Source organism: Nocardioides salsibiostraticola, from assembly GCF_054783655.1.
On the sequence record NZ_BAAGQD010000026.1, the window covers coordinates 41,464 to 67,826 of the forward strand.

Below are 26,363 nucleotides of genomic sequence, written 5' to 3' on the forward strand. Positions count from 1 at the left end.
CCAGACAGCATGCCCCGGCTTTCAACAAACAGTCAAGCCTGATTCTTTATCACGAAGTTCGTCAGATGGGGCGTCGAGATTCCCCCGGCTGCGATCTCGCGTCCCCATTTGGCGAACTTCGGCGCCCACACGGTGCAGGCTCAGCGCATGCGGTACGACGATCCCCCTACGAACCCCGCCGGCGGCCCGAGCCGACCGACAGCGCTGACTGCGATGGCCGCTGGGGACATCGCCCGTCGGGTGCGCGCCGGAGTGCTGTCGGCGGCGGAGGTCACCGCCGCCTATCTGGATCGAATCACCCTGCTCGATCCTGAACTCAACGCGCTGGTGCTCCTCCAGGCCGAGCGCGCGCTGGAGTCCGCACAGGAGTTGGACAGCCGACCCGGCCGATCCACGGGGGCGCTCGCCGGCGTGCCCTTCGTCGTCAAGGACAACATCGACGTCGCCGGTCAGATCACAGCGTGCGGATCGCTCGCACACTCCGGCCGGGCTGCTCGTCGCGACGCCCCGGTGGTTCGAAGGTTGAAGGCCGCAGGAGCCGTGCTGCTGGGCCGCGCCAACATGGACGAGGTGGCGATGGGCGCCTCGACCCAGACGTCGGCGTACGGACCGACCCGCAACCCCGCGGACCCTCGACGCAGCCCGGGCGGAAGCTCAGGCGGTTGCGCGGCTGCGGTCGCGGCGGGGATGGCAGCCTTCGCAGTCGGCACCGACACCGGCGGTTCGATCCGAGAGCCGGCCTCGCAGTGCGGGGTCGTCGGGCTCGCCCCGTCACCCGGCTTGGTGCCCCTCGGTGGCGTGGCTCCCTTCTCCGTCGGTCTGGACCGGGTGGGCCCTCTGGCCCGCACAACCGGCGACATGGCGTTGTTGCTCGGGGTGATGGCGGACCGGCCCCGGGCCGAGGCCCTGCTGCCGGACCGCGTCGCCGTGGTCGAGGAGCTCGTCACCGCCCGCAACCACCCCGACGTCCTGTCCGCCTTCGAGGCCTGGCTGGACCGGCTGCGTTCTCGCGGCGTACGCATCGAGCGCGCCTCGGTACCCGATGCCCCCTCGGCACTGTCCGCCTATATGAACCTGACTTCGGTCGCCGCCCTGGACTGGCTCGATCCCTGGATGGACACCGGTCTGGCCGGGCCCGAGCTCCGACGCCGATACGACTACGGACGTGCCCTGCTCGGTCACCCCGACCTGCAGGCGGCCGAGGTGACCCGCGAGCGACTCGTGGCTCAGGTGCGGGCCGCGCTGGCTCATTGCCCCGTGCTGGTCTCGCCCACCATGCCGACCGTCGCGCCGCTACTCGACGGCGAGACCACTCCCGAGGAGCTCGCCAACCCGATGGCGGCGCCGTACACCGACTGCTGGACCGTGGTGGCCAACCTGGCCGGGGTCCCCGCGATCTCGGTCCCGACCCCCAGCCCCGGCCTTCCGATCGGCGCGATGGCGATGTCCACCCGCGGGGCCGACGCCCGGCTCCTCGCACTGGGGGACTGAGGGTCTGAGGGGGTGGAGGGTTGGAGGGGGTGGCTGCAGGTGGAGTTGGGCGACGGAGGTCTCCCAGCCGAGTGCAGGGTCAGTCGAGGCGAGCCACCAGGGGCAGGCGGGAGCGGGCGGAGAGCCACATGATCGCGGCGGTGACCAGGGGCAGTACGACGACCAACCCGGCGATCAGCAACCACGGGATGTCGAGGTAGTGCGCGGCCGCGGTGGGATCGCCGAAACTGCGGGTCAGGGGGTAGCTGATCGCCACCCCGGGGATGAACCCGACTCCGGCCCCGAGCAGGGCACCGACGAACCCCACGACCAGGGCGTACGACGCCGCCACCCCCCGCCGGGTGCGGGGCTCGGCCCCAACCGCCGCCAGCGTGGCCAGGTCCGGCTTGGCGTCCGAGAGCGCCAGGAAGGTGGCGGTCAGGGTGCCGCCGAGCATCAGGACGGCCCCGAGTCCGGCCAGGACGAGTTGGATGATCGCAGCCTCGTCCGTGGCTTCGTACCCGTTCTCCACCGTGAAGTACATCGTATCTGAGATCGCCGCCAACGACTCGACGATCGACTGCTCCTGGTCCTGGGAGATCGGCTCCCCGGTCGTGGCCAGCCCGACGGTGACCGCGGTCAGACCGAGACCGGTCGCGACCCGGGTCGGGATGATGCCCTGAGGGGCGCCGTACGACGTCCCGACCAGCGGGATCACCGTCCCCGGCACCACGACCCGTGAGCTCTCCTGCGTCGCCTCTCCCTTCTCGTCGTACAGGCGGACCGCCACCCGGATCTCGTCGACGTCGATGGCCCGGTCGGCGAACGCGACCACCCGTCCAGCCGCCAACTCGCCCTCCGCGCGTTGTCGGTCGGCCTCGGTGAGTCCGAGGATCACCGGAGGGATCGGACCGTCGCTGACCAGCAGGCTGGAGCCCGCCGCCGAGCCAAAGGTCTCGGTGAGCCGTGCCTCACCTCGCACCCCGACGCGGAGGTCGGCGTAACCGCCGCTGTTCCCTTCGAGGATTCCCCGTACCTCGGCCACGTCGGCCGCGGGCGCCTCGCGGGACACCACCCGCCGGATCCCCGCCCAGTCGGGACGTCGGTCGTAGACGACCGCGATCCCGGCACCCTGCGGAAGCTCCGGCTGGTACGTCTCGCGATTCTGCAGTTCGTCGCTGGACGTCGAGATTCCCAGGGCGACGACTCCCGCCACGGTCGCCGCCACCGCCGCGACGGCGGGCACGGTGCGGGTCCGGTGTCGGGCGGCGTCGCGCACGGCGTACCGGATCACCAGAGGCAAGCCCTTCGACACCGAAGCCAGCGCCACGATGACCACCGGAACCAGCAGGACCATGCCCAGCACCGACACCACCGCAGCGCCGGCAATCAGGATCTCCCCGGAGTTCCCCACTGCGCCGTACGCCGCCCCGACGACCCCCGCCACCAGCAGGAGCACACCCAACACCGGGGACCGCAGGGACGGCTTGCGGTCGCCCCGCCGCCCCGCCAGGACCGCGACCACGTCCTGCCGGGAGGCGATCCACGCCGGAACGACGGCCGCCAGGACGGCGCTGGCCAAACCGAAGGCACCGATCCCGAGGATCTGGAGGGGACGTACGTCGAAGGGTCCCAAGTAGGCGGCGGAGCGATTCTGGAGCGCCGGCACCAGTGCCGCCGCGAGACCGATGCCGAGGGCGACGCCCGCGGCGGACGCCGCAGCGCCCAGCACCAGACCCCCGGCCAGGACCGATCGTCGCGACTGGGCCGGGGTGCCACCGGCGGCGGCCATCAGCGCGAGGCTGTGGGACTGCCGTCGGGCCCCTACTGCGAAGGCCGGGCCGGCCAGGAGGACGACCTCCATCAAGGCCATCACGACGATCAGCACGATCACGGCGATCATGTCGCCCCGGGTCCCGTCATCGAACATCTGCACCTGCGGATCCACCTCGGACTGCGACGGCGGATCGAGCAGCACCGACCGGGACAGCACGATCGCGCCGAGCTCGTTGAGTTCCCGCACCTTCGTCCACGAGACCGGGTCGCCGCCGACGAGCCACGACGTACTCACGCGCTCGGGCAGGAGTCCGCCTGCCTGGCCCACGACGACGGGGTAGGTCCGCAGGCCGGCGGACTCCGCGATGCCGACGATGGTCGGGGTCGCCGATCCGTCCTCGAGGCGAAGGGAATCGCCGAGGGCGTACCCCTTCTCGAGCACGGCCGCGTTGACCGTCACCTCATCGGGTCTCTGAGCGAACCGACCCGCGGTCAGCCGGTAGAGCCCGGCAGCCAGCGGATCGGTGGCATCCAGCTCCGTCGCGACGGCGAAGGTGACGCCCTTGTCGGTCTCGAACCGGATCTCGCCCTCGCGCTGCGCCAGAAGCCGGGCACCGCCAAGCTGCTTCTTCAGCACCGGCGCGGTCAGCGGCACACCGCTGTTGCCTTCGGTGTAGTTCAGCGTCTCGGGATCGGGGGCCTGCACTACCCGGTCCGCGCTCTGACTCTCGACCCTGATCAACGCCTCGGCACCGCCGAGCCGGCGGGAGATCGACTCGACCGAGGACACGTCCTGGGTGTTGAGCAGTACGTCGGCGGTGGTGACCGCGAGCACCGGGAGGGCGATCATGATCAGCACCAGCAGGCTGCGACCGCGGTTGCGCAGGGCGTCACGTCGGGCCATCCGCAGCGCCACCCGCCATCCTCCCCGAGCGGAGGCTCGATCACTCACGACGACAACCGGTCGTCGAGCAGGGCGTCCACCGGCGACGACCCGGACTCGTCGACCACCACCCCGTCGCGCAGGAAGACCACCCGGTCGGCCCACGCAGCGTGCCGAGGCTCATGGGTGACCAGGACCCCGGCCGCTCCGGCGTCGCAGCGGGACCGCAGCAGTTTCAGGATCTCCTCACCGGTCTCGGTGTCGAGGGCGCCGGTGGGTTCGTCGGCCAGGATCAGCCGTCGGTCTCCGACGATGGCCCGGGCGATGGCCACGCGTTGTTGCTGCCCACCGGACATGGCGTCGGGGAAGCGGTCCCACAGCTCGCCGATCCCCACCTCCTCGAGCGCGGCGCGTGCCTCGGCGCGGGCGGCTCGGGCGCGGAGCCCGTCGAGCTCCCGCGGGAGCGAGACGTTCTCCGCCGCGGTCAGCGCAGGGATCAGGTTGAAGCCCTGGAAGACGTAGCCCAAGGCGGTACGCCGCATCCGCGCCCGACCCTGCTGCCCCAGCTCGCCGAGGTCGACGCCTTCGATGCGGACCGCTCCCTCGGTCGGACTGTCCAGCCCGCCGGCCAGGGTCAGGAACGTGGACTTGCCCGAGCCCGAGGGGCCCATCACGGCCACCAGCTCCCCGGCGTACGCCCGGAAGGAGACGTTGCGCAGCGCATGGACGGCCGTGGACCCCTCCCCGTGGATCCGGGTGACCCGGTCGAGTTCGAGCACGACGTCGCTCATCGCTGGGCCTCGCGAACGCTGGTGCGGGTGGCGATCGAGGGGCGTGTGTGGATCGGTCGACGCAGGCGATCTGCGGACTCGGCCAACCAACGGCGCTCGGTGGCGGCCAGTCGGCGCGCCTGCTCGCGCGTGAGGGGGGTCATCGCTGGACCTCCTCGGACACCTCGACGACACTCCGGGATCCGATCGTGGCGCCCCCGATGGCGGCACGACGCAACCGCGCCTCGCAGTGATCGAGCCATCGGATCTCCGCCTCGGCGGAGAAGACCAGGGAGTCCAGCACCAGGCTCCAGGCCATCCCGCTCCCGTCGGCATCGTTGGCTCCGGTCCGCGTGGAGTCCTGCCGCTTCAACCGGGTGTAGTCCTGCAGTGCCGACATCGTGGCGCTGCGCTGGCGCTGGATCACGGTGCCGACATCGACTCCCGGGACCGTCACGGCCAGGGCCAGCTTGATCGCCAGCTCGTCGCGGGGCGGTCGGGATCGTTCGACCGGCGTGGTGAACCACGCCGCCACCTCGTCGTGTCCCGCTGCGGTGATCGCGTAGATGAGGTGCCCCTCGTCGTTCGCCTCGCCCGATCCCTCGACCAGTCCATCGCGCTCGAGTCGGGTCAGTGTGGTGTAGACCTGCCCGACGTTCAGGGGCCAGGTCGCCCCTGTTCGTTGCTCGAACTCGGCTCGCAACTGGTAGCCGTACATCGGCTCCTGCTCCAGCAATGCCAACAACGCCTGCTTGACCGACATGGTGCCTCCGAGGGACGTGGGATGGATACCGAGTATGTATAGCACGAATGCATACTCGGTATCTACTGCCGCGTCACGTCGACTCACCCTAGGCTCGGGCTGCCTGATCGTCCCTCTGAGAGGAGCCCCCCATGTCCGAGTACGGCCCGCCTCCACCCGACCCGAACCAGCCCAACCCCTATGGCCAGCCCGAGCCGTATGGCCAGCCGGGGTACGCCTACTCCGGCGCCCCGGCGAACTACGCACACTGGGGCAAGCGGGTCGGCGCGCTCATCATCGACGTGGTCCTGACCATGGTGGCCGCCATCCCGCTGTGGATCGGCTACGCCCTGATCTTCGCGGGCGCCGAGACCACCACCACCGACGGCACGGTGATGATCGAGAACAACGACATCGGTGCCGCACCGATCCTGCTGATCGTGCTGGGCTTCGCGACGTACTTCGGCTTCTTCATCTGGAACACCGTGCTCAAGCAGGGCAAGACCGGCTACTCCATCGGCAAGGGAGTTCTCGGCATCAAGTTGATCGGCATGCAGACCGGGCAGCCGATCGGGGGAGGGATGACGTTCGTGCGCCAACTGGCTCACATCGTCGACAGCCTCCCCTGCTACCTCGGCTACCTCTGGCCGCTGTGGGACGACAAGAACCAGACGTTCGCCGACAAGATCGTGAGCACCGTGGTGATCGACCAGCCCAAGGGCTGAGGCCTCCACCGAACTACTGACAGAACGAGCAATTTCTGCCCAGAAAGGGCCGATTTCGGCCTGATTCGCTTTGTTCTGTCAGTAGTTCGGTTTGCATCCCGGACCGTGAGGGTCAGAGCCCCGCCGCGTCCAGGGCAGCCTGGAGCGATTCGCGGTAGCCCTCGCTGGTGTAGGTGGCGCCGCTGACCATGTCGACGTCGCCGCTCTGGGTGGCGACCGTCTGCTGGACCAGGATCGGGAGGGCCCGACCGTTGATCTCCGCGTCCCGTCGGTCGCCGCTGGGGTACTGCGGCACCGAGACGTTCGTGATCGTCGATCCGCTGATCGTCACCTCGACCTGCACCGGCCCGTAGCGGGTCTGGACCGCGGTGCCCGTGAAGGTCTGACTGACGGTGCTTTCGACGTCCGCCTCGGGGGCTTGCGCCGTCGCCCCTGAGCTGATGGTGACCTGCTGACCCGACGACACCGACAGTCCGGCTCCGCTCGTCGAGGTGCGGTAGCTGAACAGCAGGAGCACGACCACCAGCGTCGAGACCGCCACCATCAAGATCCGTCGCCCACCAGACACCTCGGTCACCATTGGAACTCCTCGATGTGGAGGTGGGCCTCGCCCACGCCGAGACCCCGCAGGGTCGAGGCCACCGCTTCGGTCCAGGGCGCGGGCCCACAGAGGTACACGTCTCGCTCACGCAGATCCGGAACCCACGCGGCCAACAGGTCCGCGTCCGACGCGACCTGCACCGGCCACGCCCCCGCGCCGAGCCACGAGTCCGGCGTACGACGCGGGCCCGGAACGGTGATCACCTGGAGCCCCCGTTCGCGGGTCAGGACGTCGAACTCGTCGGAGAACAGGGGTCGCTGGGCGCACCGGTGGATCAGCATCGCCTCTCCCGGCGCGTAGGCCAGTCCTTCGGCCAGCGCTCGTAGAGGGGTCACCCCGACGCCGGCACCGATGAGCAGGACCCGCCGGGTCGTACGGGTTCGGGCGCTGAGTCGCCCGTACGGTCCCTCGAAGAGCACTCTGGTCCCGGGACGCAGATGCTGGAGTGCCCGGCTCCCGTCGCCGAGATCCTTCACGGTGATCCGCAGGCTGCGTCCATCCGGCGCTGCGGACAGCGAGAAGGGGTGTGCGCGGGTCCAGCCGGGACCCGCGAGGAATCGCAGGGTGAGGAACTGACCGGCCTCGACGGGCAGGGAGCCCAGCCGACGACCGCGCAGGTAGACCGACGCGACACCCTCTTCCTCCCGCACCACCGAGGACACGCGGAGGTCGTGGCGCAGGCTGCGCGCGAGGGGTCCGACGATCCGCCAGACGAGTACCGCGGCCAGCGCGGCCGCCCACAGCCCCCACCAGAACACGGTGGACGCGGTGGAGCGCAGGAACTCCTGGCCGGTCCAGAGTTGGTGCGGCAGGGCCAGCCCGGCGCCGAGATAGGCGTAGAGGTGCAGCAGGTGCCAGGACTCGTAGCGCAGACGGCTTCGCGCGGCCCGGATGCTGGTGACCACCACCATGACCAGACAGGCGGTGCCCGCGACGGCTAGCAGCATGCCGGGATAGTCGAGGGTCAGGTCCCAGGCCGTACCGGGGACGGCGGCCAGTCGGCCGGCGGCGTACCCGTAGGTGATCAGCGCGACGTGGGCCAGCATCAGATTGAAGGATGCGAAGCCGATCAGGCGGTGCAGCGCAGCCAGCCGGTCCTGGCCCCAGGCCTTCTCCAGGATCGGGATCCGCGCCATCATCAAGACCTGGATCAGCAGGAGAAGAGAGGCGATCAGACCGGTCAACCGACCCGTCGAGAGCAACCCGCCGCCCCATCCCCCGAGGTCGGCGACCCCACCGCCCCGGGCCCAGAGGAATCCGACCCAGAGCATGCCGAGGGCGATCAGGCCCAGGGTCGCCTGCCGCACGCCGGCGTCACGGCGGGCCCGGCGTCCCACGTCGTCGGACTGGCCGATCCGTTGGCGGTCGGGGGCGAGGACGGTCATGTGTTGGATCCGGTGTCGCCTGCACCACCGCTCAGATCGCCGTCCAGCTCACCGTCCAGTTCGGGGTCGCCCTGAACAGGACCGCCAGGACCGCCGGGGCCGCCGGGGCCGCCGAGCCCACCGGGGCCGCCGAGTTCACTGCGGTCCGGGATCCCCGACTGGTCGCCATCCACGCCACTCTCGACGTCGACCGGGGTGATGCCGTCCCGATCGTCGGCCCCGTTTGCCGCCTGTCCGATCGCGAAGCCGGCCGTGCCCCCGACCAGGATCAGCGCGGCGGCGCCACCCAGCAGACCCTTGCGAGCGCGGGCCCACCGACCACCACTGGCTGCCGTGGCGCGGGCGCTCTGGGCCCGGGAGACCGCCGCGAACTGAGCGGTGTCGTCCGTCGGGGCGGAGGCCGCGGCGTTCGGTCCTGCCCCCTCCTGCTCGAGGGAGTCGGTGGACTCGGTGGGCTCGGTGGGCGGGTCGGTGGGCTCCCAGCGGGAGCCGGATGCGGACTGGTTGTCGGGCGAATCATTCGTCGGATCATTCATCGGGGGACCTTTCGTGGTGGCGGATGATCCGAGTGTGCGTCGCGGTTCTGAAGCAGCGCCCTGATGGACCTGTGCATCCCCTGTCGGTTTCGCGCGGGGTGTCGCGACCCGGTCGTTACGGTGAGCGAATGGAGTCGTTGCGCGAGATACTGACCGAGATCGTGGGCACCCAGACCGCGCCGGCGAGGGAGGCCGTGTGGACGACCGCGGGGGTAGCGCTCGTGGTCGTGATGTATTCGCCGACCTGGGGGATCAGTCGCCACGTGGTCACGATCGCCCACGAAGGAGCCCACGCGGTCGCCGCGCTCCTGTCCGGCCGCAGGCTGTCCGGTATCCGACTGCACTCGGACTCCTCCGGGTTGACGGTCTCGAAGGGCAAGCGCACCGGCCCGGGCATGGTGGCCACCGCGTTCGCTGGGTACGTCGGGCCGGCTCTGCTCGGACTCGCCGCTGCGGTCCTCCTCTCTCGTGGGCACGCGCTCGGGGTGCTCTGGGGATCGCTGATCCTGTTGGCGCTGCTGCTGCTCCAGATCCGCAACTTCTACGGGCTCTACGCCGTTCTGGTCGCCGGCGGCCTGGTCTTCGCAGTGAGTTGGTTCGGCAGCGAGCAGGTGCAGTCCCTCACGGCGTACGCCGGCACCTGGTTCCTGCTCATCGCCGCCCCCAAACCCGTCCTGGAGTTGCAGGCTCAACGCCGTCGGGGCGGTGCCAGTGGATCGGACGCGGACACGTTGGCCCGACTGACGAAGATTCCCGGCCTGTTCTGGGTCGGGGTCTTCCTGCTCGTCAACCTGGGCGCGCTCGCCCTCGGGGCCTGGTTGATCTTGCGCCCCGTCTAGCTGGCCGCCCGGCGCGCCAGTTTCACCGGCCGGCCGGTGAAACTCATGCTTGGACGAGAAAGTTTCATCGTCCAAGCATGAGTTTCCTCGTCCAAGGTCGCCTACGTGAGCCCCTTGCGCCAGGCGCTGAAGGACTGGATCGAGCGGTCGTGCGGACGACGCAGCCACAGCCAGGGATGCGTCTCGACGACGTTCAGCCGCTCCGCCCTGCGACGCCAGCCCGGCACGGGAGCGAAGGTGCTGGCCAGTGGCCGGTCAGCCAGGACCGCACCCGGGTCGCCCAGGTGGACCTCCACCTCGCGGCGCTGCGCCAGGTCGGCCAGGCATTCGCTCAGGAAGACCAGCCGCTTGCCGGACAGGCGGAGGCGCCTCAGTAGTGGCTCGTCGAAGACGAACACGACAGGGAGCGACGGGTTCGCGGCCAGGGCCGGGTCGTCGTCGCCCAGGGACTCAGCGGTCAGCCACACCGCGTCGGCAGCGCCCACCGAGTGCACCACCGAGGGACCAGCCGTCGTTTGGAGGTCGTCGTCCCAACGCAGACGGGAATCGGGCTCGGTGGCCTCCACCGTGCCGTCGGGCCAGTCCTCAACCGGGCAGGCGCCCCGCAGTTCACACTTCTTGCACCACGTCGGTGCCCGCTTCTCGACCTGCCACCGGGAGAACCCGTAGGGCTTGCCGTTCCCCGAGCCCGTCGTCCACTGCCACCCGACCCGGTTGGCCGCGCGCGATCCGTCGAGGAGGTGGGTGAACATCGCGTCCTCGCCCGTACGCCATTCCGCCCCATGGCGAACCGACCACTGCGAGGCCAGCCACATCCGGGTCTGGTTGACCAGCCACCCGGCGGTCTCGAGTTCCGTCATCACCGAGTCCATGCAGCGCATCTGCCGGTCCCACGGATCGTCGCTCGGCTCATCGCGTTGATACGGCAACGCCCGCAACGGCGCGTCGAGCCCGGCACCCAACCGGGCGTAGACGTGGCGCGCGTACTCCTGCCACAAGAGCTCGTCGCGGAACTTGCGTACGTCGTTGGCCGGACCGTCGGCCACCTCCCCCCACATCCGCGGCAGGGGCAACAGCCCGTGTCGGATCCACGGCGACAGTCCCGACGCTCCCCGACGCGACGGGGGCCAGACCTGGCTTCGTGAACGCGCGTACCCCGTGACGTCGTACGCCGCAACAGCCGCGTCCGCCGCCCCCTGACCTCCGGTGAACCGCGGCGACTTCACGGCCTCGTCGCAGGCAAGGTGGCCCAGGTGCGCCCCTACCCAACCCGCCGGGTCGTCGAGGGTGGGGGTCGGCATCCGAGTCGACATGTCAGGAGCCTATGTCGGCGATCCGCACGCTCGGCCACCTGACAGACTCGGCCCATGTCCACGATCCTGATCACCGGAGCTTCCTCCGGCCTCGGCGCCGAGATGGCCCGCCAGTTCGCCGCCAAGGGCCACGACCTCGCCCTGTGCGCCCGCCGACTCGAGCGCCTCGAGGAACTCAAGGCAGAGATCGCGGTATTCGCCCCCGACTGTCGCGTCGAGATCCGCGCCCTCGACGTCAACGACGACGACCAGGTATTCGAGGTCTTCGCGGCGTTCGCAACCGACTTCGGCACCATCGACAAGGTCGTCATCAACGCAGGCCTCGGCAAGGGCGCCAAGATCGGCACCGGCAACTACGCGGCGAACAAGGAGACGGCGATGACCAACTTCGTCGCCGCCCTGGCCCAGTCCGAGGCCGCCATGGAGATCTTCCGGGCGCAGAACGCCGGGCACTTCGTGATGGTTTCCTCGATGTCGGCGATGCGTGGGCTGCCCAAGCAGATGGCGACGTACGCCGCCACGAAGGCCGGCGTCGCCCACCTCGCGGAGGGCCTGCGCAACGAGCTGCACGGATCGCCGATCAAGGTGACCGTGCTCTACCCGGGCTACATCGCCTCGGAGATGAACGATCAGGTCGCCGACAAGGCTCCGCTGATGGCCACGACCGAGAAGGGCGTGCGCTCGATGGTCTCCGCGATCGAGAAGCAGGTCGCCGACGCCTGCGTGCCCGCCCTGCCCTGGTCCATCCTCGCCCCCGTCATGCGACACGCCCCCCTCCCGATCTTCAAGAAGATGGTCTGAGCGACCGGCGCGCCAGTTTCACCGGCCGGCCGGTGAAACTCATGCTTGGACGAGAAAGTTTTATCGTCCAAGCGTGAGTTTCCTCGGCCAAGGTCAGGAGCGGGGACCGTTCCCGGCCCGGTGAGCTCGCCACGATGCCCAGGCCGTCCACGCTCCGGTGCTCCATAGCGCGGCAGCGATGAGCAGCGGTTGGAACGGCAACCGGAGGGCCCGGGCGGTCGTGGAGTCGAGTCCGAACGAGTCCGAGCCGTTGACCAACTGCCACAGGTTCCCGGGAAAGACCGCGACGAAGAAGGCGGCGACCACCACGCCGGCCAGCACCCGGCCGCGCCCGGTGGCCAGCAGCAACGCGAGCCCCAACCCGACCTCCATCACACCCGACACCTGCACCACGGCGGTCCGGGCCGGGAAGAAATCGGGCACCTGCCCCAGGAACTCCTGCGTCTTCGAGAAGTGCGCGACGCCCGCGACGAGCAGGATCGCCGCCAGCAGGAGACGTACGGCGTGCTTCGCAACGGTCATCACGGGCCCGAGCCTGACAGGCGCTCCACCGAAGCCCGCTGGGCCGGTTGATCGATCACCAGATCCACCCCGGACAACAGGTGGCTCAAGCCCCGATGCTCTCGCGTGCGCCACAGGCCGACCAGCGTGACCAGTCCGTACGCCGCCAGCGCGACGGCCGCCGTCCGCCGTTCCAAGAACAAGGCCAGTACGAAGGGTGGCGCCACACCGAGGACCACCATCGACACCCTCGAGAGCCACCCCAACCGCCGCCGCCGCGGAACAGCCTTCAGGTCCACGATGAGTTCCCCCACCGTCCGCGCCAGCAGCAACACGCACGCCGCCTCCACCGCCAACGGCACGCCCAACAGCAGGGCCGCACGCACGTCCGGATCGCGTACGCCGGGGCCGTACATCACGTAGCCGCGGCGGACCAGCGCCACCACCACAGCCAGGAGTACGACGAACAACCCGTCGCAGGTCACCCCCATCAGGCGTCGACCCAGCGTCACCCGCGTCGGGCGCGGCCGGTCACGCCCACGGCGACGGACCAGCACCAGCGAGATCACCGAACCGGCGATCGCTCCCAGGGTGTTCACCCACAGGTCGTCGACGTCGAAGGCCCGGTAGGCGCAGCGATAGATCGTCCAGGCACCCGTGGCCTGCGTGGTCTCGATCAGCGCCGAGGTCGCCAGCCCGAGCAGCGCGGACACCACCACCCCGCGACCCAGCACCCGGCGTACGTAGTAACCCAACGGCACGAACAGCACCACGTTGAGCGCCACCTGCAGGAACACCGGGTCCCGCAACAGGTCGGCGACCCCGGCGATGTCGCGCTGCCAGATCGGCCGCACCGACCCGAACAGCTCCGTCTGGCGGCCGACGCAGGTGAAGGCACCGCTCGAGGGCAACGGCAGCAGCGTGTAGGTCCACAGCGACAACCCGTAGATCGCCGAGGTCAGCAGGACGGTCAGGTCCCCGGGGCCGAACCGTCCGTCGCGTCGGTACTGCACGGCCGCCACCGGGATCACCAGCAGCACCGCCATCGCACTGCCCAGAACGATGGCCACGATCGCGTTCGCGGTCTGGTCAGACACCGCAGCCGGCCGGGAACGGGTCGAGCGCCGGCTTCACGGTCGCCCGCCGGATCGGTTCCGCATTCACCGGTACGTCAGGTGCTCACCGTCGAGATGGGTGTGCTCGTTGTAGGTCAGCAACCGGGGACCGGTCGAGCCCACGACGATCCGGGTCACGCCCGTGTTCACGACCACCGTGTTGAAGCGCGCCCACATCCGAGCCGCGCTCGCGGCGTCCGCCTCCGGGTCGACCAGGGCCGCACCCACCACCCCGATCGGACCACCGGAGGTCACGACCACCACCGTCTCACCGGACCCGGCCTGCTCGCAGGCGCGCGCCAGCGAACCCCGGACCCTCCCGACGAAGTCGGCGTACGTCTCCGGGTAGTCACCCACCCCCGCGATCCACCGGGCGGTTGCCGCCTCGAAGACCTGCTGGAACAGCTTGCGGTCCATCTCACCGGAGGGCAGGTCGGGGTACGCCGACACGATGCCCACGTGGTCGAACTCGTCCCACCCCGCATCGATCTGGGTAGCCGGCACCGGCCACCCGGACGTCTCGACCATCGCCTCGGCCGTCTCACGATGCCGGCGCATGTCGCCGCGCACCAGGGCCGTCGGGGCGAGCCCCTGGTCGCCCAGGAAGGAGCCGAGCCGACGCCCCTGCGCCCACCCGGTCTGCGACAGCACGTCGTAGTCCTCGGCCCCGAACGACGCCTGGCCATGTCGGACCAGCAGGATCTGCCCCACTAGGAGAGTTCACCCGCGGCGGTCAGGATCGACCGGCACCGCGACTCGAGGTAGCCCACAGCGGGACCGAACACGGCGTACTGCTCGTTGGTGGTCTGCTTGTGGAAGTAGCGGTACCAGATCTGCTGGGCGATCACGGCGAGCCGGAACAGCCCGAAGACCTCGTAGAAGCGCCAGCGCTCGGGGGTCATCTCGAAGCCCATCTCGGCGCAGTAGTGGTCCACCACCTGTTGCCGGGTCCACATGCCGGGCTCGGTGGTCGGCTGCCGCCGGAACATCTGGAAGAACTCGTCGTCATCGGCCTGGACCCAGTAGGACAGCACCCCGCCGAGGTCCATCAACGGGTCGCCGACCGTGGCCATCTCCCAGTCGAGCACCCCGACGATCCGCATCGGGTCATCGCCGTCGAGGACGAGGTTGTCGAAGCGGAAGTCGTTGTGGATCAGTCGTTGCGCCACGTCGGCGGGGGCGTTGGCCTCGAGCCAGGCGATGATGTCCGACCAGTCACCGGTGTCCTCGGTCCGGGCGTCGCCGAAGCGGCGGGTCCATCCCGACATCTGGCGGGCGACGTACCCGTCACCCTTGCTCATCGCGGCCAACTGCGGCACGGACTCCACGTCGACCGAGTGCAGGGCGATCAGGACGTCGAAGGCGTTGCGGCACAACTGCCCGGCGTCGTCGGGCGTGAGCGTGAAGGGCAGGTCCCGGCGCGGAACCGTGCCCGCGATCTTCTCCATGACGTAGAAGTCGGAGCCGATCACCGACTCGTCCACACAGTGACCGACCATCGTCGCGACGTACGGGAAGACCGGCGCGAGAGCGTCCTGCACGCCGAACTCGCGGCCCATGTCGTGGGCCCCGGCGGCCTTCACCCCCGACGGGGGACGGCGCAGGATGAGGTCCCCGTGGGGATAGCGCAGCAGGTAGGTCAGGTTCGACGCCCCACCCGGGAACTGCTTCACCTCCGGAGCGCCGTCGAGGTGCGCGACCTCCCAGCCGTCGGGGAGCTTGGCGTGGTGCTCGCGCAACCACCCGGCCACCGCCTCGACGTCGAAGGAGTCCTCCTCCCGGACCGGCTTGGCCGGGTTGCCGCTGTCGGCGTCGGTTGGGACCTCGCTCATGGTGCACTCCTGTCCAGCTTGGCCGCTTGGGCCCGCATCACGGTGTCGTAGGTCGCACGGTCGGTGCGCTTGAGATCCACGGCCATCTGCGCCGCTTCGTCGGGGATGATGACCTCGTCGCCCCGGTCCAGACCCTCGAGGACCGCAGCCGCGATGTCGTCGGCCGAGGTCGGGGACTCGTCAACGAGCTTGCTCAGGGTGGCGCTCAACGCCGCGTCCTTGCCCTGGACCGAGCTCATGAGATTGGTCCGGAAGTACGACGGGCACACGACGTGAGCCGTGACGCCGTACGCCGCCAACTCGTGTCCGGTCGTCTCCGTCAGGGCCACGACGGCCGCCTTCACCGCGTTGTACGACGCCATCCCAGCTGGGTGCACCAGTCCCGCGAGTGAGGCGACGTTGACGAAGGTGCCGCTGCCCTGCTCCTTGAACATCGGGGTGAACGTGGCGGTCCCGCGGACCGCACCGAACAGGTTGATCTCGGTGATCCACTGCCACTCGTCGAGGCCGGCGACATCGAGTCGTCCACCGCCGGCGACCCCGGCGTTGTTGACCAGCACGTCGAGACCGCCCCAGGTCTTCTGGACGTGGTCGCGCGCGGCGGCCCAGTCCTCGTCACGGGTGATGTCGAGCTTCACGTCGGACCCCGGGGTCAGGTCGGTGCGCAGCACCCGATCCCCGCGCGCCTCGCACCGGTCGGCCAACGCCTTCCCGAGCCCGGAGGCGGCGCCGGTGATCAGCACGCGGCGACCTCCGGCCGATTCCCCTTCCGCGGACGGGGTCGTGTGTCCTACACCGAGCCCCGGCTGGTCCTCAGGCACACGACCCGTCATCGGCTTGCTCCCGTTTCGTCGTCCACTCGGGTCGTGTGTTCCACACCGAGCCCCGGCTGGTCCTCAGGCACACGACCCGTCATCGGCTTGCTCCGTATTTGCCCAGCTCCAGCCGGGCGATCACACCCCGGTGCACCTCGTCGGGACCGTCGGCCAGCCGCAGGGCACGAGCCTGGGTCCAGGCACCGGCCAGCGGGAAGTCGTCGGACATCCCGCCGCCACCGTGGATCTGGATGGCGAAGTCGATCACCTTCTGAGCCATCGAGGGGGCCGCGACCTTGATCTGGGCCACCTCGGACAGCGCGTTGATCGGGCCTCCGACGTCGAGCTTCCAGGCGGCGTTTAGAACCAGTAGCCGGGTCGAGTCGATGGCGATGCGGGCGTCGGCGATCTGTTCGCGGTTGCCACCGAGGTTGGCCAACGGTTTGCCGAAGGCGGAGCGGGCCAGGGAACGCTCACAGGCCAGCTCCAGCGCCATCTCGGCCAACCCGATCAACCTCATGCAGTGGTGCACCCGCCCGGGTCCGAGCCGCCCCTGCGCGATCGAGAACGCCTCACCGGGGCCGCTGAGGATGTTCGACACCGGGACCCGGACATCGGTGAAGGAGACCTCGCCGTGGCCGAGGGGCTCGTCGTACATCCCCATGGTGTTGAGCATCCGCTCGATCTTCACCCCGGGGGTGTCGCGCGGCACCAGGACCATCGAGTGGCGGTGGTGTCGGTCCGCGTCGGGGTCGGTCAGGCCCATGAAGACGAAGATCCTGCAGTCGGGGTGACCAACGCCGGTCGACCACCACTTGCGGCCGTTGATGACGACCTCGTCCCCGTCCACGACGGCGGTGGCCCCCATGTTGGTCGCGTCCGAGGAGGCGACGTCGGGTTCGGTCATGGTGAAGGCGGACCGGATCTTCCCGTCCAACAGGGGCTCGAGCCACTCGTCGCGTTGCGCCTGGGTGCCGTAGCGCAGCAGCACCTCCATGTTGCCGGTGTCCGGGGCGTTGCAGTTGAACACCAAGGGCGCGAGGTGTGACCGGCCGGTCAGTTCCGCGATGGGGGCGTAGTCGACGTTGGTCAGACCCTCGCCACCATCGGTGCCGAAGCGGGCGGCGTACTCGCCTGCGTGCTCGGCCGGGAGGAACAGGTTCCACAGGCCCTCGGCCCGGGCCTTGGCCTTGAGTTCCTCGATGATCGGCAGCGGTTGCCACGCCGCAGCCGGGTCACCGCTCTGGCGCAGAGCAGCCAGATCGGAGTGGTATGACGCCTCGACGGGAGTGATCTCCTCGTCGATGAAACGGCGTACTCGGGCGGTCAGATCGGCGGCTCTGGGAGAGGCTGAGAAGTCCACCCCTGCACATTAGTGCTCGGGGGTGCGACGATCATCACGTGGCACCATCGGTCCGGTTCTCATCGCCCCTTCTCACCCTGGTTCTTCTCGTTGGGCTGAGTGGGTGCACCGACGAGCGGGCGGAGCCCCCGCCGCCCCCCGCCGACACCAGCGCCCAACAGGTCCGGGCCGGTCTGGCCGCCCTGTGGACCGGGGACAACCCGACGACCGAGGACACCACCGCCGCCGACTGCTTCGCCAAGGAGTTCTTCTCCCGCACCGGCACCGAAGGGCTTCGCCAAACGGGCCTCATCGACACCGGCGGGGCCGTGGTCACCGCCCTACCTGTGCTGGACGAGCGGCTCGCCGGCCACTGGGTGGACGCCCAGTTCGAGTGCGTCGACTTCGTTGAGGAGACGACTCGTGCCGTCGCGGCGCAAAGCCGTGGGGCGGTCGACCAGAGCGTCTTCGCCGCCTGTCTCGAGGAGAGCCTCAGCGCCGAGCAGATTCGTGCTGCGCTGGTGGCGGGACTCTCCGGCGACCCCGATGCGACCGCCCTGGACGTCCTGACCCAGGCTCAGAGCGACTGCGCCATCGCTGCGGCCTGAGCCGGTCTCACCTGCCTGGACAGGCCCCGGGCACCGCTGTACCGGTCACACCGCGACGGTGGTGATGATGCGGGCGCGCTGCACCGGGTCGACCCACCCGGCGCGCGTGCGCAGCAGGCGGGTCCCGGACCAGGCGAGGAACGGGATCGCGATCAACACCGAGTAGTGCCATCCCGGCACCTGCGCCAGCCCGGAGAAGACCAGGCCGGTCATGGTCGTCGAGATCGCCAGGCGGGTGGAGTACCCGACCATCGACAGGGGCGGCGCCGGGGTGGCCCGAGCCGAGCGCAGGTCCACGGCGTACGGCTTCTGCGCCGACCAGCGCATGCCGGCGGCGACCACCTGAACGGTCACCACGAGCAGGGTGCAGGCGATGGCGGTCGCCTCGACCACCGACGGCACCCCCGCCCGGATCGCACCCAGCCCGATGGTCACGAAGGAGGCCACCAACAAGAACTCGGCCAACACCACCGCTCGGGCGTCGAACACGTCTCGCGGGTCGACCGGCAGGCTCTCGCGCCACAGGGCTCCACGGCCGTCCAGGCACCAGGAGTTCACCCCGAACAGCAGCGCCCCGCCCGAGGCCACCAGCCCGGGCAGGATCGTCATCGAGCTCCACGGCAGGTTGCCCAGCACCGCGACGACTCCCGGGCCGATGGCCAGCACGGCGAGTCCGCGGCGCATCGGTACGGCGCGCCACACCGACGCCCGGTCGGTACGGACCAGCCCGGCCAACGGGGACCGCGGCATCCCCCGGGCCGGGAAACGACCGGTTTCGACCGACAACTCGTCCTTGGGAACCCGGCGCGAGGCGACGTGGGCCGGGATCGCCCCGATCACGATCGCCAGCAACGCCACGGCCACCAGGATCAGCACCGTGACCGCCCACCGACCGATCGAGTCGGTGATCATCGCGATCACGACCGCTCGGGTGGGCAGCTGGTCGAAGACCCTCAGCAGGTTGCCGGAGATCTGCAGCCCCAGGGCGATGCCCAGGATCGCCACGGTCAGAGCGCGTACGCCGCCCACCCCGTGCGGGACCCGACGTGCGGCCTCCAGCGACCAGGCCAGGACCTGGGCGAAGGACGTCGCCAGGACCAGCCACACCAGGACCACGACCTGGGCCCGAACGAGTACCACGCCCGGCCCGAGGGCGAAGGCGGTCACGCCCATCAGCGCCCAGGCCTGGATCATCCACGCGATGTTGAGCGGGGCCAGGATGAGCGCGCCGAGGTGGTCGGTGGTGGCACTGATCGGGTAGACCGATGCGGGGTCACGGGCCAGCAACTCCCGCCCACCACCCGAGGCGGCCGCGGACACGGTGGTGAGGACCAGGAACCCGGCCAAGGCAGTGGGCAACAGCACCAGGAAGTCGAAGGCCCGGCCGTCGGCGGCGCCGGCATCGGGGAAGAACGCGGGGAGCGTCGCGGCACCCACGGTCATGGCGAGTAGCCCGAGTGCCGCCCACCGCAGACCTCGGCGCGACCGGATCTGGCGCACCCGGAACGACAGCAGCGGACCGAGGTCGGCCACCGCTCGTCGGGACGCGACGAACAGGGCGGGCAGCGGACGGAAGTGGACCTGGTCAGTCGAGGAGACCGCGATAGGCACGTGCACCCTCCTCACCCGCCATCTCGGCGGCCGCGACCGTGGCCACCGCCGAACCGCCCCGCAACACGCTGACGCTGGTGCAGGCCTGGACGGCGAGTTCGCGCAGGTGGGTGGAGACCAGGATGCACGCGCCTCGGGAGCGGGCGTCGCTGATCACCTCGAAGGTCGCCTCGACGCCGATCGGGTCGACCCCGTCGAACGGTTCGTCGAGCAGCAGGACCTCGGGGTCGTGCAGCGCGGCCAGGATCACGCTGAGTCGGCGGCCCATGCCGTGGGAGAAGCCGGCGGTCACCCGATGGGCCACGTCGCCGAGTTCGAAACGCTCCAACAGGTCGCGGGCGCGGGGCTCCCAGTCGGGCATCCGGCGCAGCCGGGCCGAGAGTTGCAGGTGCTCCCAAGGGGTCGCCCGGGGCACGAGCCCTCCCACGTCGGGGCAGTAGCCGACGGCCTGCTTCACGTTCAACGGGTCGCGCAGGACGTCGTACCCGGCGACGAGCACCGTGCCGGCGGTCGGGGGTACGACGCCCGCCAGGACCCGCATCGTCGTGGACTTCCCTGCGCCGTTACGTCCGAGCAGGGCGGTGGCCTCGCCGGCGTGCGCGACCAGGTCGACGCCCGCAACGGCTTCCACTTCGCCGAAGCGGACATGCAGGCTGCGGACCTCGACGAGAGGACGGGTGTGGGTCACCGACCCATCTTCCCTGAGCCCTGGTCAGGGCACAGCCCAAAACCGTGAGGGTTTCGGAAAATGTCCGATCGGACCACTCCCCTCCCCTGCGAACGCACGAGTCGGCGCAACTTTTTCAAGTTGCGCCGACTCGGCTGCTTCACGGCGTCAAGTTGCGCCGACTCGCGGGTCAGGCGGGGAACGAACCACCCGAGGAGGCGAGGTCACGCAGGTAGGCGATGGCCTCGAACCGGTCGCCGTACGCCGCGGCCAGCTCGTCGGCACGCTTGACGAAGGCGGCCAGACCGATCTCGCCGTCGGCGCCCTCGTAGCCGGTCATGAACTGGGCCGCACCACCGGTCATCGGCGGGAAGCCGATGCCCATGATGGAGCCGATGTTCGCGGCGGCCGCCGAGGTGATGACGCCCTCCTCGAAGCACTTGGCGGTCTCGAGGGCCTCGGCGAAGAGCATCCGGTCCTTGATGTCCTGCAGCGGCAGCGGCTCCGAAGCCACCGGGAAGTGCTCGGCCAGACCGGACCACAGACCCTGACGCTTGCCGTCGGTGTACTCGTAGAAGCCACCACCGGACAGACGCGAGGGACGACCGGCCTCGACCATCGTGGCGATCACGGCCTCACCGGGGTGCGGGGTGTAGGTGCCACCGTCGCGCTCGACGGCGTCCTTGTTGGCCTTGGCGATCTTGGTCATCAGCTCCATGTTGAGCTCGTCGGTCAGCTGCAGCGTGCCGACCGGGTAGCCGGCCTGGGTGGCCGCGCGGTCCAGGGAGATCGGGTGGACCCCCTCGCCCAGCATGGCCAGACCCTCGTTGACCATCGTGCCGATGACCCGCGAGGTGTAGAACCCACGGCTGTCGTTGACAACGATCGGGGTCTTGCGGATGGCCATGACCACGTCGTACGCCTTGGCCAGCGCCTCATCGGAGGTCTCGGCACCGCGGATGATCTCGACCAGCGGCATCTTGTCGACCGGGCTGAAGAAGTGCAGACCGATGAAGTCCTTGGGACGGTCCACGCCGGTGGCCAGTTCGGTGATCGGCAGGGTGGAGGTGTTGGAGCACAGCAGCGCGTCCGGGTTCACGTGCGGGGCGATCTCCGCGAACACCTTCGCCTTGAGCGAGGGGTCCTCGAAGACGGCCTCGATGACCAGGTCGCAGCCAGCCAGATCGGCCGGGTTCGTGGTCGCCGTGATCCGGCCGAGCAGTTCGGCCTTCTTCTCCTCGGTGCTCTTGCCCCGGGAGATGGCCTTGTCCAGCAGGTTCTCCGAGTAGGCCTTGCCCTTGTCGGCGCTCTCCTGGGCGACGTCCTTCAGGACGACCTGCATGCCGGCGCGCGCGCAGGAGTAGGCGATGCCCGCACCCATCATCCCGGCGCCGAGTACGCCGACCTTGGTCGCCGTCCACTTATCGAAGCCATCGGGACGCAGCGAACCGGAGTTGATGGCCTGCAGGTCGAAGAAGAACGCCTGGATCATGTCCTTCGATCCCTGACCGACGACCAGGCTGGTCAGGTAGCGCGACTCGATCCGCGAGGCGGTGTCGAAGTCGGTGCTCGCACCCTCGACCGCGGCGGACAGGATCGCCCGGGCTGCGGGGTAGACCGCACCCTTGGTCTGCTGACGCAGCAGCGCCGGGAACACGGGCAGGAAGGCCGCCAACGCGGGCGACTTGGGGGTGCCGCCGGGCATCTTGTAGCCGGGGGCGTCCCACGGGTTGAGCGCGGCGTCCGGGTTGCTCTTGATCCAGGCCTTCGCGGCCGGAACGAGCTCCTCACGCGTCGCGACGAGCTCGTCGACCAGACCCTTCTCCTTGGCCGGACCGGGCTTGAAGCGGGTGCCCTGGAGCAGGACCTCCATCAGACCGGCCTGCAGGCCGAGCATGCGGACGATGCGGGTGACACCGCCACCGCCGGGGAGCAGTCCGAGGCTGACCTCGGGAAGACCGATCTCGACCTTCGGATCGTCCACGATCACGCGGTGCTGCGCGGCCAGGCAGATCTCGTAGCCACCGCCGAGCGCGGCGCCGTTGATCGCGGCGACGACCGGGCGGGGGAACTTCTCCAGGCGGCGCAGGCCGGCCTTGACGCCCTCGGCCATCGCGAAGACATCCGCGGCGTCGTCCTTGGTGGTGGTGACCATGCCCTTGAGGTTTCCGCCGGCGAAGAAGGTCTTCTTCGCGCTGGCGATGACCACGCCGGTCACGGAGTTCTCGTCCTCGGCGTACTCGTCGTACAGCCGGTCGACGACCGCGGCCATCGACGAGAGGTAGAGCGGGTTCATCGTGTTGGCGCTGGCGTTCGGGTCGTCCAGCGTCAGGGTGACGATGCCGTCGGCGTCCTTGTCGTAACGGACGGCAGTCTCGGTGGTGCTGTCAGTTGCTGTGCTCATGCTTGGTTGTGGTCCTGTTCTAGAAGAGTGTGGGGTCCGTCAGGGCGTCGTGACTCAGACGAGTTCCACGATCGTGGCGATGCCCATGCCGCCGCCGACGCAGAGCGTGGCGAGGCCGCGCTTCTGGTCGCGGCGCTCGAGCTCGTCGATCAGGGTGCCGAGGATCATCGCGCCGGTGGCTCCGAGGGGGTGGCCCATGGCGATGGCGCCGCCGTTGACGTTGGTGACCTCGTGGCTGATGTCCATGTCGCGCATGAAGCGCATGGCGACGGCCGCGAAGGCCTCGTTGATCTCCCACAGGTCGATGTCGGCGGCGGTCAGGCCGGCCTTCGCGAGTGCCTTGCGGGCGGCCGGGGCCGGTCCGGTCAGCATGATCGTGGAGTCGGCGCCGGACACGGCGGCGGAGATGATGCGGGCACGAGGGGTCAGACCCATCTCGGAGCCAGCGGCCTCGGAGCCGATCGCCATCAGGGCGGCGCCGTCGACGATGCCGGAGGAGTTCCCGGCGTGGTGGACGTGGTTGATCTTCTCGATCCAGTGGTACTTCTCGAGCGCCACATCGTCGAAGCCGCCGTCGCGTCCCATCTGGGCGAAGCTCGGCTTGAGGCCGGCGAGACCCTCGGGGCTGGTGTCGGGGCGGACGGTCTCGTCACGGTCCAGGACGGTGAGGCCGTTGATGTCGACGACGGGGACCAGCGAGCGGTCGAAGTAGCCGTTGGCCTGCGCCTTGGCGGCACGGTGGTGGGACTCGGCGGCGTAGGTGTCGACGTCGTCGCGGTTCCAGCCCTCGATCGTGGCGATCAGGTCGGCACCGATGCCCTGGGGCACGAAGCCGGTCGTCAGCGCGGTGGCGGGGTCCTGGGCCCAGGCGCCACCGTCGGAGCCCATGGCCACGCGGCTCATCGACTCGACTCCACCGGCGAGCAGCATGTCCTCGAAGCCACCACGGATGCGAGCGGCGGCCTGGTTCACGGCCTCGAGGCCGGAGGCGCAGAAGCGGTTCAGCTGGACGCCCGCGACGGTGTCGGGGTAGCCGGCGGTCAGCGCGGCGGTCTTGGCGATGTCGCCACCCTGCTCACCGACCGGGGAGACGACCCCGAGGATGACGTCGTCGACGCGGTTGACGTCGAGGGAGGGGTTGCGCTTGCGCATCTCCTCGAGCAGTCCGACGGCCAGGTCGACCGGCTTCACCTCGTGCAGCGAGCCCGCCGCCTTGCCCTTGCCGCGCGGCGTGCGGATGTGGTCGTACACGAATGCTTCTGCCATGACCGTCCTTAGTTCGTTTGTCGTGAGGTTGGTGACGCGTGGAGCACAGTTCGAGAGCGGTACGCCGGAGCGCCGCCACCTTGATTGTGACACCTTTACTGTCATTGTCGTCAAGGGATCCGCGCAACCGGTGGTGTGGTCCGCCTCACCATGGCCGGTCGTGATGAATGTCCCCCGGTTCGAGCCGCCGCCTAGGGTGGACCCATGACCACCGTTCTCGTCACTGGCGCCACCGGCTTCGTCGGCAGCCGCCTCGTCCCCGTCCTGAACGACCGCGGCCTGGACGTGCGGGCCATGACCCGCAGCCCGAAGAAGTACGACGGCCCGGGCACTGCGGTCTACGGCGACGTCCACGACCCCGAGACGTTGGGCGACGCGCTGAGCGGTGCCGACGTGGCCATCTACCTGGTCCACTCCCTCGACGACGACGATTTCGAGAAGAAGGACGCCGACGCCGCACGAGCCTTCGGCGCCGCGGCTCAGCGGGCCGGCGTACGCCAGATCGTCTACCTCGGCGGGTTGGGTGCCGAGGGCGAGGACCTCTCACCGCACCTGCGTTCGCGTCGTGAGGTCGAGGGACTGCTCGGCGAGGCCGGTGTTCCGGTCACGGTGCTGCGCGCTGCGATCGTGGTGGGAGCCGGGGGGATCTCGTGGGAGATCACCCGACAGTTGGTCAAGAACCTGCCCGCCATGGTGGTCCCGAAGTGGACCCAGACCCGCACTCAGCCGATCGCCGTCGACGACGTGATCCGCTACCTCGACGGGGTCATCGACAATCCCGATGCGCTGGGCAAGACCTTCGACATCGGCGGTCCGGAGCAGTTGAGCTACCTCGAGATGCTGCAGCAGGCCGCCGAGGTGATGAACGGTCGCCGGGTGTTCATCATGACCGTCCCGGTGCTGAGCCCCTCGCTGTCCTCGCGGTGGATCTCCTTCGTCACCGATGTCGACGTCACCACCGGTCGCAACCTGATCGATTCGATGGCCACCGAGGTCGTCTGCACCGAGTTCTCGATCCTCCAGGTCGTTCCCGGTGAGCCGATCGCCTACCAGGAGGCCGTGCGCCAGGCGATCGAGGAATCCAAGGCCTGACGCACCTCACGCACCTGATGCACCACAGCCCCACCCCCGGCGGCGAGCCGCCACTTCCATCACCCCTGAGGATCCCCATGACTCGTCCCGCTCGTCATCACGCCATCGCTGCGGCACTCGCGGTCGCCGGACTGACCCTCGCGGGCTGCTCCGGAACCGAGGACGCCGCGCAGAACATCACGAACCCGCGGCCCGACGCCACCTCGGCCAACCCCTCCGCCTCCGAGTCGGCCGACGCCGAGGATCCCGAGACAGGCGAGGCTTCCGCCCCCTCCGAGCCGGGCCCGTTCGCGGTCGGACGCCGCACCGAGCAGGTCGTGGACGCCTCCCGCGAGGACCGCACCTTCTCGGTGGAGGTCTGGTACCCCTCCGACACGAACAGCGCCCCCACGCCGTACGAACTGATCCCCGGCGTCGCCTTCGACTCCGCCCTGTCCACCACCGGTAGCCCCGCCTCGGCGGAGGGTCCGTTCCCGGTGGTGGTGTTCTCCCACGGGTCGGGTGGCCTGCGCCAACAGAGCGCGTCCATCGTCGAGACGGTGGCCTCGCACGGGTTCGTCGTCGTCGCTCCCGACCATCCCGGCAACACCGCGATCGACCAGTTGCTCGGCACCCAGACCTCGCCGAAGGTCACCGCCACCAACCGGGTGCTCGACGTGGGCGTCGTCCTGGATCGTCTGGAGTCCCAGGAGATCGCCGCCGGACTGGTCGACATCGAGAAGGTCGCTGTGATGGGCCACTCCTTCGGCGGGTTCACGGCGCTGGCTGCGGCCGGTGGGTACGACGGCATCCCCGGTGACCCGCGGGTCGACGCGATCGTTCCCCTCGCGCCCTACTCGGAGCTCCTCAGCAACGCCGACCTGGAGTCGATCAACGTGCCGATGCTGATCGTCACCGGGAGCGATGACCGCACGACCCCGGTGGAGAACCAGTCGACCCGACCGGTCAGCCGCAGCACCGGCGACTCGCGTCTGGTGCTCATCGACGGTGCCGGTCACTCCTCGGTCACCGACGTCTGCGCGATCGCGGAGGCAATCGACAACGGCGGCGACGCCGTGCCGGACGGTGCGGCCGAGGCGGTCCGTGCCCAGGTCGGTGGCGCCTGCGACGACCCGGCGGCGTTGGCGCGGGCCTTCGACGTGACCGAGCACTACTCGGTCGGCTTCCTCCGCTCGGTGCTGCTCGACGACAGCCGTTACGACGAGGTCGGACCCATCGAGGGCGCCACGGTCCGCCAGTAGTCCCCGCGCATCGCGTGTCGTCCAGCGA

General features: G+C 69.7%; 25 protein-coding genes. 7 read left to right on the forward strand and 18 right to left on the reverse strand.

What is annotated here, in order from left to right; genetic code table 11:
- Positions 1 to 147: 147 nt before the first annotated feature.
- Positions 148 to 1,491: an amidase gene (locus tag ACYVLV_RS14755; protein ID WP_460811082.1), complete on the forward strand. Its 1,344-nt coding sequence runs from the start codon at positions 148 to 150 to the stop codon at positions 1,489 to 1,491.
- A 79-nt stretch (positions 1,492 to 1,570) separates the two neighbouring features.
- On the opposite strand, the gene ACYVLV_RS14760 is transcribed toward ACYVLV_RS14755, so the two are convergent.
- From ACYVLV_RS14760 to ACYVLV_RS14775, 4 genes are read right to left on the reverse strand one after another with little or no spacing between them, the layout of a single operon-like run.
- Complete coding sequence (locus ACYVLV_RS14760) at positions 1,571 to 4,198, reverse strand: ABC transporter permease (protein WP_460811085.1); 2,628 nt, start codon at positions 4,196 to 4,198, stop codon at positions 1,571 to 1,573.
- A complete protein-coding gene (locus ACYVLV_RS14765; RefSeq protein WP_460811087.1) occupies positions 4,195 to 4,920 on the reverse strand; it encodes an ABC transporter ATP-binding protein in 726 nt (241 codons plus the stop codon). The genes ACYVLV_RS14760 and ACYVLV_RS14765 overlap by 4 nt, the downstream gene beginning before the upstream one ends.
- On the reverse strand, positions 4,917 to 5,063 hold the full coding sequence (locus ACYVLV_RS14770; protein WP_460811089.1) for a hypothetical protein: 147 nt from the start codon (positions 5,061 to 5,063) through the stop codon (positions 4,917 to 4,919). The genes ACYVLV_RS14765 and ACYVLV_RS14770 overlap by 4 nt, the downstream gene beginning before the upstream one ends.
- Positions 5,060 to 5,707: a PadR family transcriptional regulator gene (locus ACYVLV_RS14775; protein ID WP_460811091.1), complete on the reverse strand. Its 648-nt coding sequence runs from the start codon at positions 5,705 to 5,707 to the stop codon at positions 5,060 to 5,062. Before ACYVLV_RS14775 ends, ACYVLV_RS14770 begins: the two co-directional genes overlap by 4 nt.
- Before the next feature lie 86 nt (positions 5,708 to 5,793).
- On the opposite strand from ACYVLV_RS14775, the gene ACYVLV_RS14780 reads away from it, so the two are divergent.
- Positions 5,794 to 6,366, forward strand: a complete 573-nt coding sequence (locus tag ACYVLV_RS14780) for an RDD family protein (RefSeq protein ID WP_460811094.1) — start codon at positions 5,794 to 5,796, stop codon at positions 6,364 to 6,366.
- A 112-nt stretch (positions 6,367 to 6,478) separates the two neighbouring features.
- On the opposite strand, the gene ACYVLV_RS14785 is transcribed toward ACYVLV_RS14780, so the two are convergent.
- Genes ACYVLV_RS14785 through ACYVLV_RS14795 form a run of 3 tightly spaced genes read right to left on the reverse strand, consistent with a single transcriptional unit; the run spans position 6,479 to position 8,888 of the window.
- A complete protein-coding gene (locus ACYVLV_RS14785) occupies positions 6,479 to 6,943 on the reverse strand; it encodes an FMN-binding protein (RefSeq protein WP_460811095.1) in 465 nt (154 codons plus the stop codon).
- Complete coding sequence (locus tag ACYVLV_RS14790; RefSeq protein WP_460811096.1) at positions 6,940 to 8,352, reverse strand: ferredoxin reductase family protein; 1,413 nt, start codon at positions 8,350 to 8,352, stop codon at positions 6,940 to 6,942. The genes ACYVLV_RS14785 and ACYVLV_RS14790 overlap by 4 nt, the downstream gene beginning before the upstream one ends.
- A complete protein-coding gene (locus ACYVLV_RS14795; protein WP_460811099.1) occupies positions 8,349 to 8,888 on the reverse strand; it encodes a hypothetical protein in 540 nt (179 codons plus the stop codon). Before ACYVLV_RS14795 ends, ACYVLV_RS14790 begins: the two co-directional genes overlap by 4 nt.
- 128 nt (positions 8,889 to 9,016) lie before the next feature.
- Here ACYVLV_RS14795 and ACYVLV_RS14800 point away from each other — a divergent pair, with 128 nt between their 5' ends.
- Positions 9,017 to 9,727 carry a M50 family metallopeptidase gene (locus ACYVLV_RS14800; RefSeq protein WP_460811101.1) on the forward strand — a complete coding sequence of 237 codons (711 nt, stop codon included), beginning with the start codon at positions 9,017 to 9,019 and terminating at the stop codon, positions 9,725 to 9,727.
- A 101-nt stretch (positions 9,728 to 9,828) separates the two neighbouring features.
- On the opposite strand, the gene ACYVLV_RS14805 is transcribed toward ACYVLV_RS14800, so the two are convergent.
- Positions 9,829 to 11,040: an FAD-binding domain-containing protein gene (locus ACYVLV_RS14805; protein WP_460811102.1), complete on the reverse strand. Its 1,212-nt coding sequence runs from the start codon at positions 11,038 to 11,040 to the stop codon at positions 9,829 to 9,831.
- Positions 11,041 to 11,094: 54 nt separating this feature from the next.
- Between ACYVLV_RS14805 and ACYVLV_RS14810 the strand changes: the two genes are divergently transcribed.
- The gene (locus ACYVLV_RS14810; RefSeq protein WP_460811105.1) at positions 11,095 to 11,841 is read left to right on the forward strand and encodes an SDR family oxidoreductase; all 747 of its coding nucleotides are present in this window, start codon (positions 11,095 to 11,097) and stop codon (positions 11,839 to 11,841) included.
- 93 nt (positions 11,842 to 11,934) lie between these two features.
- On the opposite strand, the gene ACYVLV_RS14815 is transcribed toward ACYVLV_RS14810, so the two are convergent.
- The 6 genes from ACYVLV_RS14815 to ACYVLV_RS14840 form a co-directional block, all read right to left on the reverse strand.
- Positions 11,935 to 12,363 (reverse strand): DoxX family protein, encoded by a 429-nt coding sequence (locus ACYVLV_RS14815; RefSeq protein ID WP_460812208.1) that lies wholly within the window; start codon positions 12,361 to 12,363, stop codon positions 11,935 to 11,937.
- Positions 12,363 to 13,439: a VanZ family protein gene (locus ACYVLV_RS14820; protein ID WP_460811107.1), complete on the reverse strand. Its 1,077-nt coding sequence runs from the start codon at positions 13,437 to 13,439 to the stop codon at positions 12,363 to 12,365. Before ACYVLV_RS14820 ends, ACYVLV_RS14815 begins: the two co-directional genes overlap by 1 nt.
- A gap of 63 nt (positions 13,440 to 13,502) precedes the next feature.
- Positions 13,503 to 14,168 (reverse strand): histidine phosphatase family protein, encoded by a 666-nt coding sequence (locus ACYVLV_RS14825; RefSeq protein WP_460811109.1) that lies wholly within the window; start codon positions 14,166 to 14,168, stop codon positions 13,503 to 13,505.
- Positions 14,168 to 15,289, reverse strand: coding sequence for a phosphotransferase family protein (locus tag ACYVLV_RS14830; RefSeq protein ID WP_460811111.1), 1,122 nt, complete (start codon positions 15,287 to 15,289; stop codon positions 14,168 to 14,170). The genes ACYVLV_RS14825 and ACYVLV_RS14830 overlap by 1 nt, the downstream gene beginning before the upstream one ends.
- A complete protein-coding gene (locus tag ACYVLV_RS14835; protein WP_460811113.1) occupies positions 15,286 to 16,110 on the reverse strand; it encodes an SDR family NAD(P)-dependent oxidoreductase in 825 nt (274 codons plus the stop codon). Before ACYVLV_RS14835 ends, ACYVLV_RS14830 begins: the two co-directional genes overlap by 4 nt.
- A gap of 91 nt (positions 16,111 to 16,201) precedes the next feature.
- Complete coding sequence (locus tag ACYVLV_RS14840; RefSeq protein WP_460811115.1) at positions 16,202 to 17,467, reverse strand: acyl-CoA dehydrogenase family protein; 1,266 nt, start codon at positions 17,465 to 17,467, stop codon at positions 16,202 to 16,204.
- A 38-nt stretch (positions 17,468 to 17,505) separates the two neighbouring features.
- Between ACYVLV_RS14840 and ACYVLV_RS14845 the strand changes: the two genes are divergently transcribed.
- Complete coding sequence (locus ACYVLV_RS14845) at positions 17,506 to 18,054, forward strand: hypothetical protein (RefSeq protein WP_460811117.1); 549 nt, start codon at positions 17,506 to 17,508, stop codon at positions 18,052 to 18,054.
- Between the two features lie 45 nt (positions 18,055 to 18,099).
- On the opposite strand, the gene ACYVLV_RS14850 is transcribed toward ACYVLV_RS14845, so the two are convergent.
- From ACYVLV_RS14850 to ACYVLV_RS14865, 4 genes are all read right to left on the reverse strand, one after another.
- The gene (locus ACYVLV_RS14850; protein WP_460811119.1) at positions 18,100 to 19,665 is read right to left on the reverse strand and encodes a hypothetical protein; all 1,566 of its coding nucleotides are present in this window, start codon (positions 19,663 to 19,665) and stop codon (positions 18,100 to 18,102) included.
- The gene (locus tag ACYVLV_RS14855; RefSeq protein WP_460811121.1) at positions 19,640 to 20,353 is read right to left on the reverse strand and encodes an ABC transporter ATP-binding protein; all 714 of its coding nucleotides are present in this window, start codon (positions 20,351 to 20,353) and stop codon (positions 19,640 to 19,642) included. Before ACYVLV_RS14855 ends, ACYVLV_RS14850 begins: the two co-directional genes overlap by 26 nt.
- Positions 20,354 to 20,522: 169 nt before the next feature.
- On the reverse strand, positions 20,523 to 22,736 hold the full coding sequence (locus ACYVLV_RS14860) for a 3-hydroxyacyl-CoA dehydrogenase NAD-binding domain-containing protein (RefSeq protein ID WP_460811123.1): 2,214 nt from the start codon (positions 22,734 to 22,736) through the stop codon (positions 20,523 to 20,525).
- Between the two features lie 54 nt (positions 22,737 to 22,790).
- Positions 22,791 to 24,002: an acetyl-CoA C-acetyltransferase gene (locus tag ACYVLV_RS14865; RefSeq protein WP_460811124.1), complete on the reverse strand. Its 1,212-nt coding sequence runs from the start codon at positions 24,000 to 24,002 to the stop codon at positions 22,791 to 22,793.
- A 204-nt stretch (positions 24,003 to 24,206) separates the two neighbouring features.
- Here ACYVLV_RS14865 and ACYVLV_RS14870 point away from each other — a divergent pair, with 204 nt between their 5' ends.
- Entirely contained in the window at positions 24,207 to 25,094 is an 888-nt protein-coding gene (locus ACYVLV_RS14870) for an NAD(P)H-binding protein (RefSeq protein WP_460811127.1), read from the forward strand.
- 77 nt (positions 25,095 to 25,171) lie between these two features.
- On the forward strand, positions 25,172 to 26,335 hold the full coding sequence (locus ACYVLV_RS14875) for an alpha/beta hydrolase family protein (protein ID WP_460811129.1): 1,164 nt from the start codon (positions 25,172 to 25,174) through the stop codon (positions 26,333 to 26,335).
- Positions 26,336 to 26,363 lie beyond the last annotated feature (28 nt).

What these genes read in the sequence shown, in the direction of transcription:
- ACYVLV_RS14805 (WP_460811102.1), bottom strand. Translation starts at nt 11,040, where the DNA reads ATGTCGACTCGGATGCCGACCCCCACCCTCGACGACCCGGCGGGTTGG.
- ACYVLV_RS14770 (WP_460811089.1), bottom strand. Translation starts at nt 5,063, where the DNA reads ATGACCCCCCTCACGCGCGAGCAGGCGCGCCGACTGGCCGCCACCGAG.
- ACYVLV_RS14810 (WP_460811105.1), top strand. Translation starts at nt 11,095, where the DNA reads ATGTCCACGATCCTGATCACCGGAGCTTCCTCCGGCCTCGGCGCCGAG.
- ACYVLV_RS14830 (WP_460811111.1), bottom strand. Translation starts at nt 15,289, where the DNA reads ATGAGCGAGGTCCCAACCGACGCCGACAGCGGCAACCCGGCCAAGCCG.
- ACYVLV_RS14765 (WP_460811087.1), bottom strand. Translation starts at nt 4,920, where the DNA reads ATGAGCGACGTCGTGCTCGAACTCGACCGGGTCACCCGGATCCACGGG.
- ACYVLV_RS14815 (WP_460812208.1), bottom strand. Translation starts at nt 12,363, where the DNA reads ATGACCGTTGCGAAGCACGCCGTACGTCTCCTGCTGGCGGCGATCCTG.
- ACYVLV_RS14860 (WP_460811123.1), bottom strand. Translation starts at nt 22,736, where the DNA reads ATGAGCACAGCAACTGACAGCACCACCGAGACTGCCGTCCGTTACGAC.
- ACYVLV_RS14790 (WP_460811096.1), bottom strand. Translation starts at nt 8,352, where the DNA reads ATGACCGTCCTCGCCCCCGACCGCCAACGGATCGGCCAGTCCGACGAC.
- ACYVLV_RS14800 (WP_460811101.1), top strand. Translation starts at nt 9,017, where the DNA reads ATGGAGTCGTTGCGCGAGATACTGACCGAGATCGTGGGCACCCAGACC.
- ACYVLV_RS14780 (WP_460811094.1), top strand. Translation starts at nt 5,794, where the DNA reads ATGTCCGAGTACGGCCCGCCTCCACCCGACCCGAACCAGCCCAACCCC.
- ACYVLV_RS14795 (WP_460811099.1), bottom strand. Translation starts at nt 8,888, where the DNA reads ATGAATGATCCGACGAATGATTCGCCCGACAACCAGTCCGCATCCGGC.
- ACYVLV_RS14875 (WP_460811129.1), top strand. Translation starts at nt 25,172, where the DNA reads ATGACTCGTCCCGCTCGTCATCACGCCATCGCTGCGGCACTCGCGGTC.
- ACYVLV_RS14865 (WP_460811124.1), bottom strand. Translation starts at nt 24,002, where the DNA reads ATGGCAGAAGCATTCGTGTACGACCACATCCGCACGCCGCGCGGCAAG.
- ACYVLV_RS14870 (WP_460811127.1), top strand. Translation starts at nt 24,207, where the DNA reads ATGACCACCGTTCTCGTCACTGGCGCCACCGGCTTCGTCGGCAGCCGC.
- ACYVLV_RS14755 (WP_460811082.1), top strand. Translation starts at nt 148, where the DNA reads ATGCGGTACGACGATCCCCCTACGAACCCCGCCGGCGGCCCGAGCCGA.